13 protein-coding genes are annotated in these 14,009 nt (G+C 43.1%); 7 read left to right on the top strand and 6 right to left on the bottom strand.

All coding sequences use genetic code 11. The annotated features are described in order from the left end of the window. Positions 1-142: 142 nt before the first annotated feature. The gene (gene pmbA / locus DXX94_RS07890) at positions 143-1,486 is read right to left on the bottom strand and encodes a metalloprotease PmbA (RefSeq protein WP_116015007.1); all 1,344 of its coding nucleotides are present in this window, start codon (positions 1,484-1,486) and stop codon (positions 143-145) included. A 118-nt stretch (positions 1,487-1,604) separates the two neighbouring features. Between pmbA and yjgA the strand changes: the two genes are divergently transcribed. Further along, positions 1,605-2,123, top strand: a complete 519-nt coding sequence (yjgA, locus tag DXX94_RS07885) for a ribosome biogenesis factor YjgA (protein WP_116015006.1) — start codon at positions 1,605-1,607, stop codon at positions 2,121-2,123. Between the two features lie 104 nt (positions 2,124-2,227). On the opposite strand, the gene DXX94_RS07880 is transcribed toward yjgA, so the two are convergent. Together DXX94_RS07880 and DXX94_RS07875 are read right to left on the bottom strand one after the other, a co-directional pair. Beyond that, a complete protein-coding gene (locus DXX94_RS07880) occupies positions 2,228-3,583 on the bottom strand; it encodes a Do family serine endopeptidase (RefSeq protein WP_116015004.1) in 1,356 nt (451 codons plus the stop codon). A 77-nt stretch (positions 3,584-3,660) separates the two neighbouring features. Continuing rightward, the gene (locus DXX94_RS07875) at positions 3,661-4,116 is read right to left on the bottom strand and encodes a YhcB family protein (protein ID WP_115999112.1); all 456 of its coding nucleotides are present in this window, start codon (positions 4,114-4,116) and stop codon (positions 3,661-3,663) included. Positions 4,117-4,590: 474 nt separating this feature from the next. Between DXX94_RS07875 and zapE the strand changes: the two genes are divergently transcribed. Further along, the gene (gene zapE / locus DXX94_RS07870) at positions 4,591-5,706 is read left to right on the top strand and encodes a cell division protein ZapE (protein ID WP_116015003.1); all 1,116 of its coding nucleotides are present in this window, start codon (positions 4,591-4,593) and stop codon (positions 5,704-5,706) included. Positions 5,707-5,764: 58 nt separating this feature from the next. Here zapE and DXX94_RS07865 read toward each other — a convergent pair whose 3' ends face one another. Then, positions 5,765-8,191, bottom strand: a complete 2,427-nt coding sequence (locus tag DXX94_RS07865) for a bifunctional diguanylate cyclase/phosphodiesterase (RefSeq protein ID WP_116015001.1) — start codon at positions 8,189-8,191, stop codon at positions 5,765-5,767. A gap of 196 nt (positions 8,192-8,387) precedes the next feature. On the opposite strand from DXX94_RS07865, the gene DXX94_RS07860 reads away from it, so the two are divergent. Beyond that, positions 8,388-9,404 carry an extracellular solute-binding protein gene (locus tag DXX94_RS07860; RefSeq protein ID WP_116015000.1) on the top strand — a complete coding sequence of 339 codons (1,017 nt, stop codon included), beginning with the start codon at positions 8,388-8,390 and terminating at the stop codon, positions 9,402-9,404. A 208-nt stretch (positions 9,405-9,612) separates the two neighbouring features. On the opposite strand, the gene DXX94_RS19275 is transcribed toward DXX94_RS07860, so the two are convergent. After that, on the bottom strand, positions 9,613-9,762 hold the full coding sequence (locus DXX94_RS19275) for a hypothetical protein (RefSeq protein WP_181901510.1): 150 nt from the start codon (positions 9,760-9,762) through the stop codon (positions 9,613-9,615). A 277-nt stretch (positions 9,763-10,039) separates the two neighbouring features. Then, entirely contained in the window at positions 10,040-10,993 is a 954-nt protein-coding gene (locus tag DXX94_RS07855) for a hypothetical protein (protein ID WP_116014998.1), read from the bottom strand. 173 nt (positions 10,994-11,166) lie between these two features. Here DXX94_RS07855 and DXX94_RS07850 point away from each other — a divergent pair, with 173 nt between their 5' ends. Genes DXX94_RS07850 through DXX94_RS07835 form a run of 4 tightly spaced genes read left to right on the top strand, consistent with a single transcriptional unit; the run spans position 11,167 to position 13,902 of the window. Beyond that, positions 11,167-11,667, top strand: coding sequence for a GNAT family N-acetyltransferase (locus DXX94_RS07850; RefSeq protein WP_181901509.1), 501 nt, complete (start codon positions 11,167-11,169; stop codon positions 11,665-11,667). A 49-nt stretch (positions 11,668-11,716) separates the two neighbouring features. Continuing rightward, positions 11,717-12,895, top strand: coding sequence for a chromate efflux transporter (gene chrA, locus DXX94_RS07845; protein WP_116014995.1), 1,179 nt, complete (start codon positions 11,717-11,719; stop codon positions 12,893-12,895). A 50-nt stretch (positions 12,896-12,945) separates the two neighbouring features. After that, positions 12,946-13,368, top strand: a complete 423-nt coding sequence (locus tag DXX94_RS07840) for a hypothetical protein (protein WP_147302254.1) — start codon at positions 12,946-12,948, stop codon at positions 13,366-13,368. Between the two features lie 48 nt (positions 13,369-13,416). Further along, positions 13,417-13,902: an LURP-one-related/scramblase family protein gene (locus DXX94_RS07835; protein WP_116014992.1), complete on the top strand. Its 486-nt coding sequence runs from the start codon at positions 13,417-13,419 to the stop codon at positions 13,900-13,902. The last annotated feature ends 107 nt before the right edge of the window (positions 13,903-14,009 follow it).

Below are 14,009 nucleotides of genomic sequence, written 5' to 3'. Positions count from 1 at the left end.
CTGCCTAGCCCGGGTAGAAGTAGAAAAGGGCGAATAGAAAACTAACAGACAATAAAAAACGCGCTAGTTTTTACCTAAAAGCATAAACTAGCGCGTTTTGTTTTAATGGTAAGCTTTTTGGGTGAGTAGTCTTAACTGAACCTTAGTTACCTGCGATTTGCATCTCTTCAATTAATAACGAGCCCGTGCGAATGCTACCGCGCATATCGGTGTCTTTGCCAATCGAAACAATGCCCTTAAACATATCTTGTAGTTTACCTGCGATGGTGATTTCTGACACAGGGTAAGCGATTTTACCGTTCTCAACCCAAAAGCCTGCCGCACCGCGCGAATAGTCGCCAGTGACCACATTCACCCCTTGCCCCATTAATTCAGTGACTAACAGGCCAGTGCCAAGCTGTTTCAGCATAGCGTCAAAGTCACCACCGTTAGCGGTAACGAGCCAGTTGTGAATGCCACCAGCGTGCCCCGTCGTTTGTAAGCCAAGCTTACGCGCTGAATAGCTCGTTAAAAGGTAGGTTTCTAATTGTCCTTGGCTAATGATTTCGCGATCAACAGTTTCAACGCCTTCTGCATCAAAACTACTACTCGCTAATGCTTTGGTTAGGTGAGGGCGTTCACTGATCGTTAGGTGCTCTGGGAAAATAGGTTGCCCTAACGCATCTAACAAGAAAGATGATTTGCGATACAAATTACCACCGCTGATGGCTGCAATAAAATGACCAAAAATGGTATTAGCAATATCAGCACGAAACATGACGGGTACTTTTTGAGTGCTAATTTTCTCGGCATGTAGCCTTGAAATAACTTCGCTCGCTGCTTGTTGGCCAACAAGCTCTGGTGCATCTAATTGCGCAAAGTCGCGGTTAACCGTATAAGCGTAATCGCGCTGCATATCGTCGCCATCTGACGCGATACTGACACAACTAAGGCTATGACGTGTACTTGGATAACCTACTAATTGACCGTGGCTATTACCGTAAACCTTAAAACCTTCAAAGCTAGCTAGTGTTGCACCATCAGAGTTAGTAATACGTGCATCACTTGCTAGTGCTGCATCTTCACATTGCTTGGCAATGTCGATGGCTTCTTCGGTGGTTAGCGCTTTCGGGTGGTAAAGTTCTAACTCAACGGGCGTCATTGCCAGGCGATCTTTATCTGCTAGACCTGAACAGTCATCCACTGAAGTGTACTTGGCAATATCGACAGCCGCCTTAACTGCATTATTTAACGCTTCTTCTGATAAATCAGCTGTTGAAGCACTACCTTTGCGTCCATCTTTGTATACTGTAATACCAAGGGCACCGTCATTGGTAAATTCGACATTTTCGACTTCGCCCATGCGGGTGTTAACACTTAACCCCTGTTGACGGCTTAAGGCAACTTCTGCGTTGTCAGCACCTAGATTTTTGGCGAGTGCTAACGCGTTCTCTACGCGACCTTTAACATGATCAATTTGGGTGTTAATGCTATCGACTTCTTTCATTACTTGCTTCCGATGAGGTACTGGCGAGTTGTTACGCCTAAGTTAAGCGTTGCCCGAAGAGTGTTTGTTGTACATTTGCTGTATAATAGCGGGAAACTGACTTTGATTTGTGATCATTATGCACCACTTAGACCACGATATCGACGAATTCGATGAAGATTATGTAAGTAAAACTGATGTCAAACGCTACATGCATGAATTGCAGGATTTAGCCTTGACCATTATTCGTCTGCCTAAAGCGAAGCGCAATAAATTGCCACTAAACGAAGAGTTGCAAGATGCGATGGTTTTGGCTGATAAAATCCTTAATAAACCGGATGCGTTAAAACGTCATAGCCGTTTTGTTGCGAAATTGCTGACAGAGGTGGATGTTGATGTGCTTAAAGCGGAAATGGACGCATTAGCGAATAAGCATCAACAGCAAAGCAAGCAACACGAAAAGTTTGAACTACTGCGCGATCAATTACTGGCCGGCGGTAATCAAGAGGTTGAAGACTTATTGGCGCAGTGCGCGGGTATGGAACGTCAAAAGTTGAGGCAATTAGTTCGCCAAGCGTCTAAAGAGCAGGCCAACAATAAGCCTAGTAAGAGTAATCGAGATTTGCTGGCTTATATCAAAGCCCATTATCAAGGCTAGTTGCCCTTAAGCGAGCTGATAGCAGATACAAAAAAGCGCTGCCTTTTGACAAGAGCAGCGCTTTTTTAATATCAGTAAAAGCTAGGTGTTACTGATTTACAGGGTTAGCGAATCATTAAGTACATGGCACGGTTACCACGTTCAACTTTCAGTGCTAATACACCCGTGTTGTCTTTCAGGTAGTTTCTTAGCTCAGCAATGGTGGCAATATCTTTGCGGTTAACCCCCGTAATAACATCACCAGCTTGTAGGCCGACAGCCTCAGCCGCACTGCCATCTTCAACGTCAGTAATCTCAATGCCTTTGCCATCAGCGGCATTGTCTAACTCGGCGCCATCAAGCATACGGTGAATACTGGCTGCTTCCACATTGGCTGATTCAGCTTGTTTTAGCTTCACAGTAAAGCGCTTTTCTTTGCCATCACGAATGACAGTTAACTTCACTTTTTTACCTGCGCCAATTGAGCCAATTTTACCGCGTAGCTCAGCGAAGGTTTTCACCATTTTGCCATTAACTTTGGTAATAACATCACCGGCTTTAATGCCCGCTTCTGCAGCGGCAGAATCTGCAACCACTTGCTCAATAAAGCCACCTTGGGTAGTTTCTAAGGCCATTGCCTTAGCAATTTCTCCGTTAACACTGCGGCCAGCAACACCAAGTACGCCGCGGCGAACTTCACCAAACTCAATAATTTGTTTGACCAAGTTGTTCATCATGTTACTAGGAATGGCAAAACCAATACCGACGTTACCGCCGTTAGGACCTAGAATTGCGGTGTTAATACCAATTAATTCACCGCGCAAATTGACTAATGCGCCACCTGAGTTACCACTGTTAATTGCGGCATCAGTTTGGATAAAGTCTTCGAAGTTTTCGATATTTAACCCGCTACGACCTAAAGCACTAACAATACCTGAAGTGACGGTTTGGCCTAGACCAAATGGGCTACCAATAGCGACAGCAAAATCACCAACGCGCAATTGATCTGAGTCGGATACTTTAATTTCCGTTAAATCATCGTCTTTGACTTGTAGCAGTGCGATATCGCTTTCGGCGTCAGAGCCGATTTTTTTCGCTTCTAGCTGACGACCATCTTTTAACGTTACTAATATTTCATCTGCTTCATCAACCACATGGTTATTGGTAACGATATAACCTTCATCTGCATCAATAATGACGCCAGAGCCCAACCCTTGGAATGGGCGCTCTTGCGGCTGTTGGTTACGTCTTGGATTACCAAAGAAGAATCGGAAAGCATCTGGTACACGCTGATTTACCTCATGCGTACCTTTAACCGAAATGCTAACCACCGCTGGTGTCGTGCGCTCAAGCATAGGCGCTAAACTTGGTAACGTTTTGCCTTCAACAGCAAGGGGTAGGTTGGCAAATGCTGGGCTTGACGATAACGCAATTGAACTGGAAATTAATGCGGCGCTGATCACTAACGACAATTTTTTCATACTTAAAAAAACTCCTTAACAAGAATTAAGTAGACCCATTAACAGACTAATCGTAATTAACTTAGTTCAAAATAACCTTATTCGGCATTTGTAACACTTTGTTTCTTATCATCAAATAAACCACTTGGGTTACTTGAGTAGTCACGAGGTGCTTCATCTGTAGTTTCTTCTTTAAAGTCAGGCTTTTTCTCATGACGCAGCTTAACGGTTTGTGCAAGCTGTTCTTGAGTTTCCTGTGAGAAAAATGGCATGGCTTCGCTCTCTGTTGGCGTAGCGCGTTGTAATAAAGCAGTACTTTGCTCCATTTGTTTCATCGCTTTCTGGCAGGTTGCGTTCATTTGCTCTAGTAACTTAGCAGAATCATCTAAATGTTCAGCAACATCGTTTTGATATTGGGTTAAAGCCGCTTCGCCTTTAGTGACCTTTTCCGCTAGTGCTTTGTTTTCTTTAGCAGATGCCGATAAAAAACGACCGCCAATAAAGCCAACTACGATGCCAACTAACAAAAGCGCGATACTTGTTACAACTGTCATATCTAGGTTCCTCGTTGTATTCGTTCAGAAAATTAGTGAGAATATTCAACCATTAGCATAAATACCAATTGAATTAATTAATTGATCAATTCAGAGCGTTGTCAGCGGTGGGAGAGTTAGCCAAATTTGTGCAGATATAGTTATTCTACATCCAATAAACTTGGCGCAATTATCGCGACGCTGACAAGCTCCCAAAGAGCGAGTTTAAAAGGTTCATATACTGCGTTTTTGATTTTGATAAGGAGAGGGCCATTCTCTGCAATCAATGCCTTGCCTATGAGCCTTTTAATTCTCGCTGAATGATTAAGTATTTATTTCAATTGGTATAACGTAAATATAGCGTTTAATGCAGGCCTAATATAGCGAATATGTTTGCTAATTTTGGTTTTTCAAGCTCGAAGCTTGATTAACACTAGAATAAGCCTCCAATAAACTTATACAGATGATAAAAGTAATAGCTGGAATATACGCTTCATGATCAATTTGACGCCGCTGCAAAAATATCAACAAGACTTAACACGTGACGATTTTCAATACGATGCGGCGCAGGAGAATGCTGTTAAACATTTACAGCGTGTGTTTGATGACCTAGAAAACAAGCCTTTGCCTGTGACAGGCTTCAAAAAAGTGCTTAATCGTTGGAAGCGCGTAGTTGGTAAGCAAGCACCAAGCAACGTCAAAGGCCTGTACTTTTGGGGCGGTGTTGGGCGTGGTAAAACCTACTTGGTCGACACTTTCTTTGATTGCCTGCCGTTTGAAAATAAAATGCGCGTACATTTTCATCGCTTTATGCATCGCGTGCATGATGAAATGAAAACCTTAGCTGGGCAATCTGACCCACTGAAAATCATTGCTAAGCGTTTCGCTGATGAAGCCTGCATTATTTGTTTTGATGAGTTTTTTGTCTCTGACATTACCGATGCCATGATTTTAGGGACTTTATTCGAAGAGCTTTTTGCCCATAACGTCACCTTAGTGGCAACGTCGAACATCATCCCCGATGAGCTATATCGAAATGGTTTGCAGCGCGCGCGATTTTTGCCTGCAATTAAACTGATTAATGAAAACTGTGAAGTGGTTAATGTGGATAGCGGTGTTGATTATCGATTGCGGACGCTTGAACAAGCCGAAATTTATCATCACCCATTAGATGAACAAGCTAGTCGCAACCTTGCGCAGTATTTTACGCAGTTGTCAGTTGAACCGGGTGAAAAAGGTAGAGTCATTGAAATTAACCATCGCGAGCTGACCACCGTTGAAGAATCTGATGGGGTTGTGCATTTTGAATTTAGTGAGCTGTGTGAAAGTGCTCGCAGTCAAAGCGATTACATGGAGTTGAGCCGACTATACCATACTATGTTGCTAGCCAATGTAACGCAAATGAGCGTTGATTGTGATGACGCAGCACGCCGCTTTATTGCCTTGGTTGACGAATTTTACGAGCGCAAAGTAAAGCTGATTATTTCGGCCGAGGTGGCTATGGATAACTTATACAGCCATGGTGGTTTAGAGTTTGAATTTAAACGTTGCTTAAGCCGTTTACAGGAAATGCAATCACATGATTATCTGGCAAGTGAACACTTGCCTTAATGGCTTAACAGCCTGACACCTGCTCGCTTTCACATAAGCGCTAGTAGAGTAGCTTAAGCTAAGCGATATGCTTGATTGCAGTATTTATACCTTTTGCGTTAGCTATCGCCACTGAATTAGGTATTACACGGTTACTATGACGCTTATGGTTAAGCAGTGGTGCCATAAAGCTGGCTAACTGCGCCACAGCGAGTGGCTTAGCATAATAGTAGCCTTGAAAGGCATGGCAGCCAATTGCCGTCAATTGAGCAATTATTTGCTTATCCTCAATTCCCTCTGCGATCACTTTCAAATGAAGTGCTTGTGCCATATGAATGATGGCTTTCACTAAGTTTTTGGCTTCTGGCGTTTGCTCAGCTAATGCTGAGATAAAAGCGCGATCTATTTTTAACACATCAATATTCAGGTGTTGCAGTAGCGATAGTGATGAATAGCCAGTGCCAAAATCATCAAGGTATATTTTAATGCCAAGATCGCTCAGTTGCTTGAGACGCGCTTTTACAAGCGCGTGATTTTCTATTAATGCCGATTCGGTCAGCTCTATTGCTAACAAATGAGCTGGCAATGCGTAATGGGACAGTTGCGACTCAATGAGCTGCACAATTTCATCGTCAACAATTTGCAGGGCCGAGACATTAATACTAATCGATGGACATTGTTCCACCCCATAAAGGTGGCGAAATTTATCGAGTTGGGCGATTGCCTTGCGCGCAACGAGTAAGCCAAATGGCTTAATCTTATTGGTTTTTTCTATAATCGGTACAAAGTCGAGCGGCATAATAAGCCCTCTACTTGGGTGCTGCCAACGAGCCAAGGCTTCAAAACCGATAAGCTGTTGTTCATTGTTAAATATCGGTTGGTAATACAGTTCAAATTGATCTTGTGAAATCGCTTTGTCTAAATCTGACTCTAAGCGATGTAAGTGAACGATGTCATCGAACATTTTATGCTGGAAAAAGATCGCTTGTCCGCGGCCCGACTCTTTGGCCTGATACATCGCAATATCAGCGTTTCTGATGATATCTTCAGGATGAAAGTCGTCGGAATCGATGACCGTTACGCCGATACTTGCGCCAATAGTGTAGGTGTTCCCTTCAATATTGTATGGTTGTTGCAGCTCACTTAGGTAGCGTTGCGCGATGTTCGTTGCGCGTCGCTCTGAGGACATATTTTGCAGTACGATAACAAACTCATCGCCACCAAAACGAAATAGTAAATCGTTACTGCGGCTGTTGTGTTTTAGTCTGTTGGCAACACGTTCAAGTAGCAAATCACCGACCATATGACCTTGGGTATCATTGATCTTTTTGAAGTAGTCCAAGTCAATAAATAAAACGCTAAACGGCATAAACTTAGACGCCAGATGAGTCTTGTTCAATTGCTGCAAGTATTCATACAAAGCGTTCTTATTAAGCAACCCCGTTAGTAAATCGTGGCTTGCCTGAAATTTTAACGATGCCGTTTTTTCTTCGACTAACGAGTTGGCCCATTGAATACGGGTAATATTCGTGTACAGGTAATAACTCAAACTCGCTGTTGCTACCAGTACTAGTGCCGCAGCAAGATAAGGAAAGTAATCTTCACCACTGGTTGACTTAATTTGGCTAAACTCAATGATCCATTGCTGATTGGCAAAAGGGATAATTGCGGTTTCGACTAAAGCTGGCTGTGTAAAGCAGGCGATGTTATTGTCGCAATTTAGCTGCCAACGAGAATCGTAGAGTTTGTGTTGCTGATTTTGCGCACCGTTGAGCTGGGTATTTTCGTATATCGTTAAAACGAAGTTTTCAGATTGCGTTAAACCACCCCATAGGCTGTCTACCAATTGGTTTACCATTACCATGCCGACAATAATGCCAACATTGGTGCTGTTGTTGGATACCTGTAGCAACATTCTCACACCTATTTCATCCTGATCGCTTGTAAACATTTTTGAACTGATAATTTGCTTGTCTATGGCTTCTTCAATTTGCGTGCGCAATTGGCAATCTGAATTGAGATCTAAACCTAGCTCTTGCCCTAGATGAGTGCTTGGCTCGGTAAACGCGACGGGAAGTATGGTCTGGTCGGCAGCGGGTTCACAGCTTTGCGCTTGCGCCACATTGTGAATACGGTAATCAAATATGCCTGATTCACGCATTTTCAGTTCAAAACCAGAGCGCGCTGATTGATGTATTCTCGGCGCCCACTCGATACCTGTGATAACCGTGCCGGAGAGTAACTCGTCATTAACCAGTTGAGAAAATTGTTGCCGATTTAAGTCTGGGTAAACCTTAAGCATCTGTTGGGTCGCAATCAGCACTTTTTCAATCGCGATAATGGCTTGTGATAAGCCCGTGACCTTGTCAACAAAGGTTGCGTGAAATTGGTTTTTAATTTGCTGTTGCTCATAGTGTTGAATAACACCAAACGCGCCGATTGCCATGGCCAAGCCAATCAACGCAGTTAGAACAACAGTTTTATAACGAATCAACTTTTCGAACATGAAAATGAGCAATCTACAACTAATAAAACAGGCGAGGCACCAAAAATGGCAACCTGTGTATCATATGTCAGTTAATACCTCTTGTAAATGATAATTATTATCATTAATATGGCTGGCGATTTTAACGCGTAAGATAGCTGCCTTCTCGGTTTCGCTTAGCTTGCGTTTAGCTCCGTTAGAGATTAGGGCGTGTTGTATGAAGTTTATAGCAAAAATAGCACTTGGTTTTATGTTACCTATTGCGGCTGAAAATAGTGCCGAGTCGTCTGTGGTTAACGTGTATTCGTTTCGTGAAGCAAAGCTAATTAACCCCATCATAGAGCGTTTCTCAGCATCGACAGGAATTAAAGTAAATGTTGTTAGTGGTAAAGCAGACAAGCTACTAAAACGCTTAATACAAGACGGTGAAAATAGTTTTGCAGATGTACTGTTAACCTCTAATGTTGTTCGTTTGGAAAAGGCTAAGCAACTTGGCTTGCTGCAAGCGATTGAATCTGACTATCTGAAACAACATATTTCACCTGAACTTAGAGATCCTGAGGGTTTTTGGTATGGCCTGTCGATAAGAGCGCGCGCTATTTTTTATGCCAAAGACAAAGTTAATGCTAGTGACATTCATCGCTATGAAGATTTAACCAGCGAAGCTTGGCACAATAAAATTTGTACTCGTAAGGGAAGCCATACATACAATCGCTCCATGTTGGCCAGCTTTATTGCCTTGCATGGCGAGAAATGGGCAGGGCAGTGGACTAAGGGCTTAGTGAATAATTTGGCAATGCGACCAACGGGTGGCGATCGCGATCAGCTGCGCAATGTAAATCGTGGTAAATGTGATTTAGCCATCGCAAACAGTTATTATTTTGGCACAATGTCGCAAAGTGCTTCACTGCAGGACCGCCAAGTTTACGCAAATCTTGGCGTTATTTGGCCGGAGCAACTGGGCAGCGGCACACACGTTAATATCAGTGGCGCAGCCATCACTAATGCGGCAAAAAATAAAGAAAACGCACAGTTGTTCATCGAGTTCTTATTAACAGAGCAAGCACAAACGATGTACTCAAATATCAACCATGAATTACCGATCAGGCAAGATATTCAGGCGAGCGAGTTGGTCAGATCATGGGGAGATTTTAAAGCTGATATCGACTCAGTTGCTAAGTTATATCAGCATTTAGACGCAGCAGATCGGATTATCGACAGTACAGGCTGGTAAAAAGTGACAAAAGCTAACTCAGCAGACGGTTTCAGACAGAAACCATAAGGCTTATTTGAAGCCTTTTGGTTTTTAGCTAGAATTATTAGCTTTCGTAAAACGTTAATGTGGATTCGTACACTTAATGTGAAGTCCAGCCTGAAAGCCGCCCTGTAAGTTTACAGAGGGTACTAATGGCGATTAACGCAGTTGAACAATCGTTAGCCTGTTATTCGTAGCTGCGTTCCATCCACATTAGCTTTAATTTGAGCTCTTCAATCTCTTGCTGCGCGTCAGCTAATTGCTGTGCTAGCGACTTTTGTGCTTGTGCAGTTTCTTCTTTAATGCTTGCTAATACTGTATCTTCATTGTGTGCCATGAGAATATCGCCTATCTAAAAATATGAAACTTATTCTGTAATGTTACATTTTTACTTACGGTTTGTCATGGCGAGATTACACCAATCTTTAGGCTAGAATTGGGCAGGGCCTGCGCAAAAGTTAAAGACTCTTAATTTATTTCTTTAATACTAATTACTTAGCAATAATAAATTCGATACCGAAATGAGTCGTTTGTTTTACCTTGTTATGGTGACTTTATTGGGTATAAATGATAACAATTGGATGTTACTGGCTTTTACAGGTATTGGCTGAGCTTTACTCAACTTGATAGCTGGTGAGTAATTCGGTCAGCGCTTGACGCTCAATAACGGGAAAATCGCGGCGATATCGGTAAGTCGAATATAACTCTGAAAATATCGACGTATTGCTGAGCTTATCGAGATCTTTGACCAACTGTTTTCCCGTGCCATCCATGGTTAAGCAGCAGCTCGCATAGTCTGCAATTATGGTCGTTAGCTTTTTGCCCTGCTGATGAAGTGCGAGATCCGCTTCAATGAAATACGCAGCACCACTCCAATAAATGCGCATATAGGCTCGGTTGTAATGCATATTATCGCTGACTCGATACAATGAGCCGCGAGCTCGACGCATATTTTCCTGACCTCGACCCAATCCAGCTTCTATACGTGAAATAGCCTGCGTTTGAGACAATACATTGGCCTGCATCATGGTGATGTGCTGTATGTAGGTGGCGAAGCCTTCGCTTAACCAAGTGTCGTGGTCATCTAAAAATGGTAGGTAAAGGTGGGCTACTTCGTGATAAATCGTCCAATCGTCCTTTAAAGCTGTTAAGCCATAGTAGGGGGAGATATGCAATAAAATAGAGTTGTCGACTCTATTCACTTGACCCCATGGCACGGGTTCTGAGTTGCGGCGACTGTGTTTAACGCGAAAGTCGATAGTGTCAAACGGCAGTACACCGAAACTTTTTTGAGTGGCATCTACCGCAAATTTCAGCCATTTATTTACCGTTTTTTGTTGGCTGGACGAGAAACCTTGATCATTTAGCCAGCGCACAGGCTCAGCTTTTAAAGAGGCTGGCGCGTAAATAAAACTTGTTATCGCAATAATAGTGATCAGTAAGCGGTTAATACGAGAGCTGACGAACCTAGCTACTTCGCAATCACTTTGTCGCTTGCTGTCGTTCTGCGTATGGTTATTGTTTTGCTTACTCAGCGACAATTGCTTTGCTTTTATTACATTCTTCATATGCTTATACTATTTCTGCGTTTGCTGCTTATACATTAGTTTTGGCTGTACTTGGCTCTGTCTTGTACTCGGATTGCTGTACCTTCATGTTGAGCAGCATAGAAGGCGCAACTTACTGTTTATCTTATTGTGATATATCGATTTTCCAAAAACTCAGGTTAAGGAGGCGCTTAGTGCCAACGCCAATCATTCGCGGTGCAACCATTGCAGACTATGACGCAGTTCTTTCTTTAAATTTAGCATCGGTTTCGGTGTTAAGCCCGATGGATAAAGCACGGCTTGAATTACTCACTACGATGACGGAACTCTTTTGGATTGTTGAGGTAGAAGGGCAAGTGGCTGCTTTCTTACTGGCCTTTACTGACAATAAAGCATACGACAGTGTTAATTATCAGTGGTTTAGCGAGCGTTTAAAGCAGTTCTTGTATATTGACCGCGTTGTTATTGGCGAGCAATATCGCCGCCGTGGTATTGCCAGTCAAATTTACCGAGCGTTAAAAAACTATGCGCAAAATCAGCAGCTTCATTGGCTGTGTGCAGAAATTGATTTGAAACCCGCAAATCCGCCTTCAATCGCATTTCACCAGCAACAAGGCTTTATCGAAATTGGCCAACAACAACTTGTTGGCAAAGAAAAATCAGTGTCGCTGACGGCATACCAAGTAAGTTGCTAAATGATTAACAACGACAATGAATGATTCACCACAATGAGTATAAAATTTAATGACATCATTAGTTGAAATCTTTATCCGTTTTTTTACCTTAGGCTGCACTAGTTTTGGTGGACCTGCCGCTCATATTGGTTATTTTCAACAAGCTTTTGTTCAGCAGCACAAATGGTTAAGCCAGCAAGAGTTTGGCAATGTCGTGGCGTTAAGTCAGTTTTTACCGGGTCCTGGTTCTAGCCAAGTTGGTTTTGCAATTGGCTGTCATCGCGCTGGCATTATGGGTGGCATCACTGCCTTTACTGCCTTTACGTTGCCCTCGGTTGCATTAATGCTATTGCTGTATTTTGTTGGTTTAGAGTTTGCCAGCAGCCAAACTTTTATCGGTGTCGTCACCGGATTAAAATTACTTGCCGTGGTAGTGGTTGCAGATGCGATTGCCACGATGGCAAAGAGTTTTTGTCAAAAGTTGTGGCAACAAGTGTTAGCGGTCATAACGGCTTGTGTCTTGATTTTTACTCCTCTTCCGGCGATGCAAATAGTGCTGTTAATGTGTGCGGCGGTGATAGGCCGGGTGTGTTTTAACGCGAGTGGCACTAACGGTTTGATACCAGCGTTAGATGAGAGCGAAAAGCCTCGCACATTGAATTGGCCGATGTTTGTGCTTTTTGCTTTGCTGCTCATAGCGGGGGTGCTGATAACTGGTGGTAGTGCAATCGTTCAGTTAATCAAAGACTTTTATGTCGCTGGCAGCTTGGTCTTTGGTGGTGGTCACGTCGTGTTGCCTTTACTTCAGCAAGCAGTGGCCGACACGCTCTCGCAAAGCGAGTTTCTAGTTGGCTATGCGGCAGCGCAGGCGGTACCTGGGCCTATGTTTACGTTAGCAACTTATTTGGGGGCGAGTATCTTACATAATGCCCCTGTCCTCGGCGCCATTGCCGCAACGTTAGCTATTTTTCTACCCGGCTTCTTATTGGTATCAGCATTTCAGCCTGTTTGGCAATCTTATGCCAGCAACTCCAAAATTGCCGGTGCATTAGCGGGAGTTAATGCAGCTGTTGTTGGCTTGTTGCTCGCGGCGTTTTATCAACCTGTGCTAGTTTCTGCTATCTCAGGTTGGTTGGATGGTGTAATAGCCTTGATTGGCATATGGTTACTAAGAGGACTTAAGGTTCCAGTACTTGTGTTAGTGGCAAGTTTTGCTGGGCTTGGCGTTTTTCTAGCGCAGCTTTCTTAAGTAGCGATAGTTGAGTTGTAGTGTGCTGAAGATAATTGGTGGGCGTTTTTATGTCGAAAAATCGTTTAAAAATTTATTACACCATTTCAATTGTGAGCTTGTGTTTCGCTGTGCTCGGTTTTGGCTACAACACTTGGCGATTAGAGCAAAGCGAACACAATACTACGGTTCGAACAGCAGCATTTGAGGTGATAATTGCCATTGCTGAACTCGAGCAAAATATGTTTGCTGCGGTTTATGATCAAGACGATGCCGCGGGATCACCGCGCATTGGCTGGGTTAAGGTCGGCTTAATTGAGCAACTAAGCGTGCTTATCGACCCTAAGGTGGAAATGGCGGCAGAGCAGTTAAAACAAGCGTGGGCGAATCATTGGGATGAAATCACAAACGATGAACAAGCACTGGCGACAATCAATGAACGCATATCTCAGTTGCAGAGCGAACTTAAGTTAGTACTTAAATCTTTAAATTAGTTAACGAATTAAAAACAACATGGAGGTTTGTCGCACGTGCGCTATACCATGAAACAAAAGCTATTTTCACTGCGTGATAGCTTTAAAATATTTGACCAAAATGACGAGCTAGCATTTATTGCGAAAGGTGGCTTTTTTAGCATCCGCAAGGGACTTAGGTTGATGTTGCCCAATGAAACGGAAGTCGCGAGAATCAAGCAAAAACTCATCGCTTGGAGGCCAACGTTTTATATTACCTTGGCAACAGGCGAGCGCTGTAAAATTAAAAAGTCTTTTTGGCCATTATTTACCAGCCGTTTTGTATTAACGACCCCTAAAGCAGAAGTGGTGGTTGATGGTGATTTGTTATCGCATGAATATCAGTTTGTTGCCGCTGGAGAGCAGATAGCATATGTGTCAAAGCGCTGGTTTAGTTTAGGTGATAGCTACGGCATTGATATTAAATATGAGGAAGACATTCCATTGATGCTGGCTGCCGTGGCAACCATTGATTTAGTTAATCACAATGATAATGGTGCCTTTGATAGCGACTAAAATTACACGCATGGCTAATATCGAGGCAACAGGCTAGCGTTAATTTATCAGCCTAGCCTAACGCTTAAAATCGACCATTAAATTGGGATAGATTAGTGATAGGTTAG

It is taken from the genome of Thalassotalea euphylliae, from assembly GCF_003390375.1.
Taxonomy (GTDB): Bacteria; Pseudomonadota; Gammaproteobacteria; order Enterobacterales; family Alteromonadaceae; genus Thalassotalea_F; species Thalassotalea_F euphylliae_A.
The sequence above is the reverse complement of the archived record's forward strand: the minus strand, read 5'-3'. Positions and strand labels throughout refer to the sequence as shown.

Bases quoted from the DNA above. Each gene is read 5' to 3' on its own strand.
- DXX94_RS07835 (WP_116014992.1), top strand. From the start codon at position 13,417: ATGAAACAAAAGCTATTTTCACTGCGTGATAGCTTTAAAATATTTGAC.
- yjgA (WP_116015006.1), top strand. From the start codon at position 1,605: ATGCACCACTTAGACCACGATATCGACGAATTCGATGAAGATTATGTA.
- DXX94_RS07880 (WP_116015004.1), bottom strand. From the start codon at position 3,583: ATGAAAAAATTGTCGTTAGTGATCAGCGCCGCATTAATTTCCAGTTCA.
- DXX94_RS19275 (WP_181901510.1), bottom strand. From the start codon at position 9,762: ATGGCACACAATGAAGATACAGTATTAGCAAGCATTAAAGAAGAAACT.
- DXX94_RS07865 (WP_116015001.1), bottom strand. From the start codon at position 8,191: ATGTTCGAAAAGTTGATTCGTTATAAAACTGTTGTTCTAACTGCGTTG.
- DXX94_RS07875 (WP_115999112.1), bottom strand. From the start codon at position 4,116: ATGACAGTTGTAACAAGTATCGCGCTTTTGTTAGTTGGCATCGTAGTT.
- zapE (WP_116015003.1), top strand. From the start codon at position 4,591: ATGATCAATTTGACGCCGCTGCAAAAATATCAACAAGACTTAACACGT.
- DXX94_RS07840 (WP_147302254.1), top strand. From the start codon at position 12,946: ATGTCGAAAAATCGTTTAAAAATTTATTACACCATTTCAATTGTGAGC.
- pmbA (WP_116015007.1), bottom strand. From the start codon at position 1,486: ATGAAAGAAGTCGATAGCATTAACACCCAAATTGATCATGTTAAAGGT.
- DXX94_RS07860 (WP_116015000.1), top strand. From the start codon at position 8,388: ATGAAGTTTATAGCAAAAATAGCACTTGGTTTTATGTTACCTATTGCG.
- DXX94_RS07855 (WP_116014998.1), bottom strand. From the start codon at position 10,993: ATGAAGAATGTAATAAAAGCAAAGCAATTGTCGCTGAGTAAGCAAAAC.
- chrA (WP_116014995.1), top strand. From the start codon at position 11,717: ATGACATCATTAGTTGAAATCTTTATCCGTTTTTTTACCTTAGGCTGC.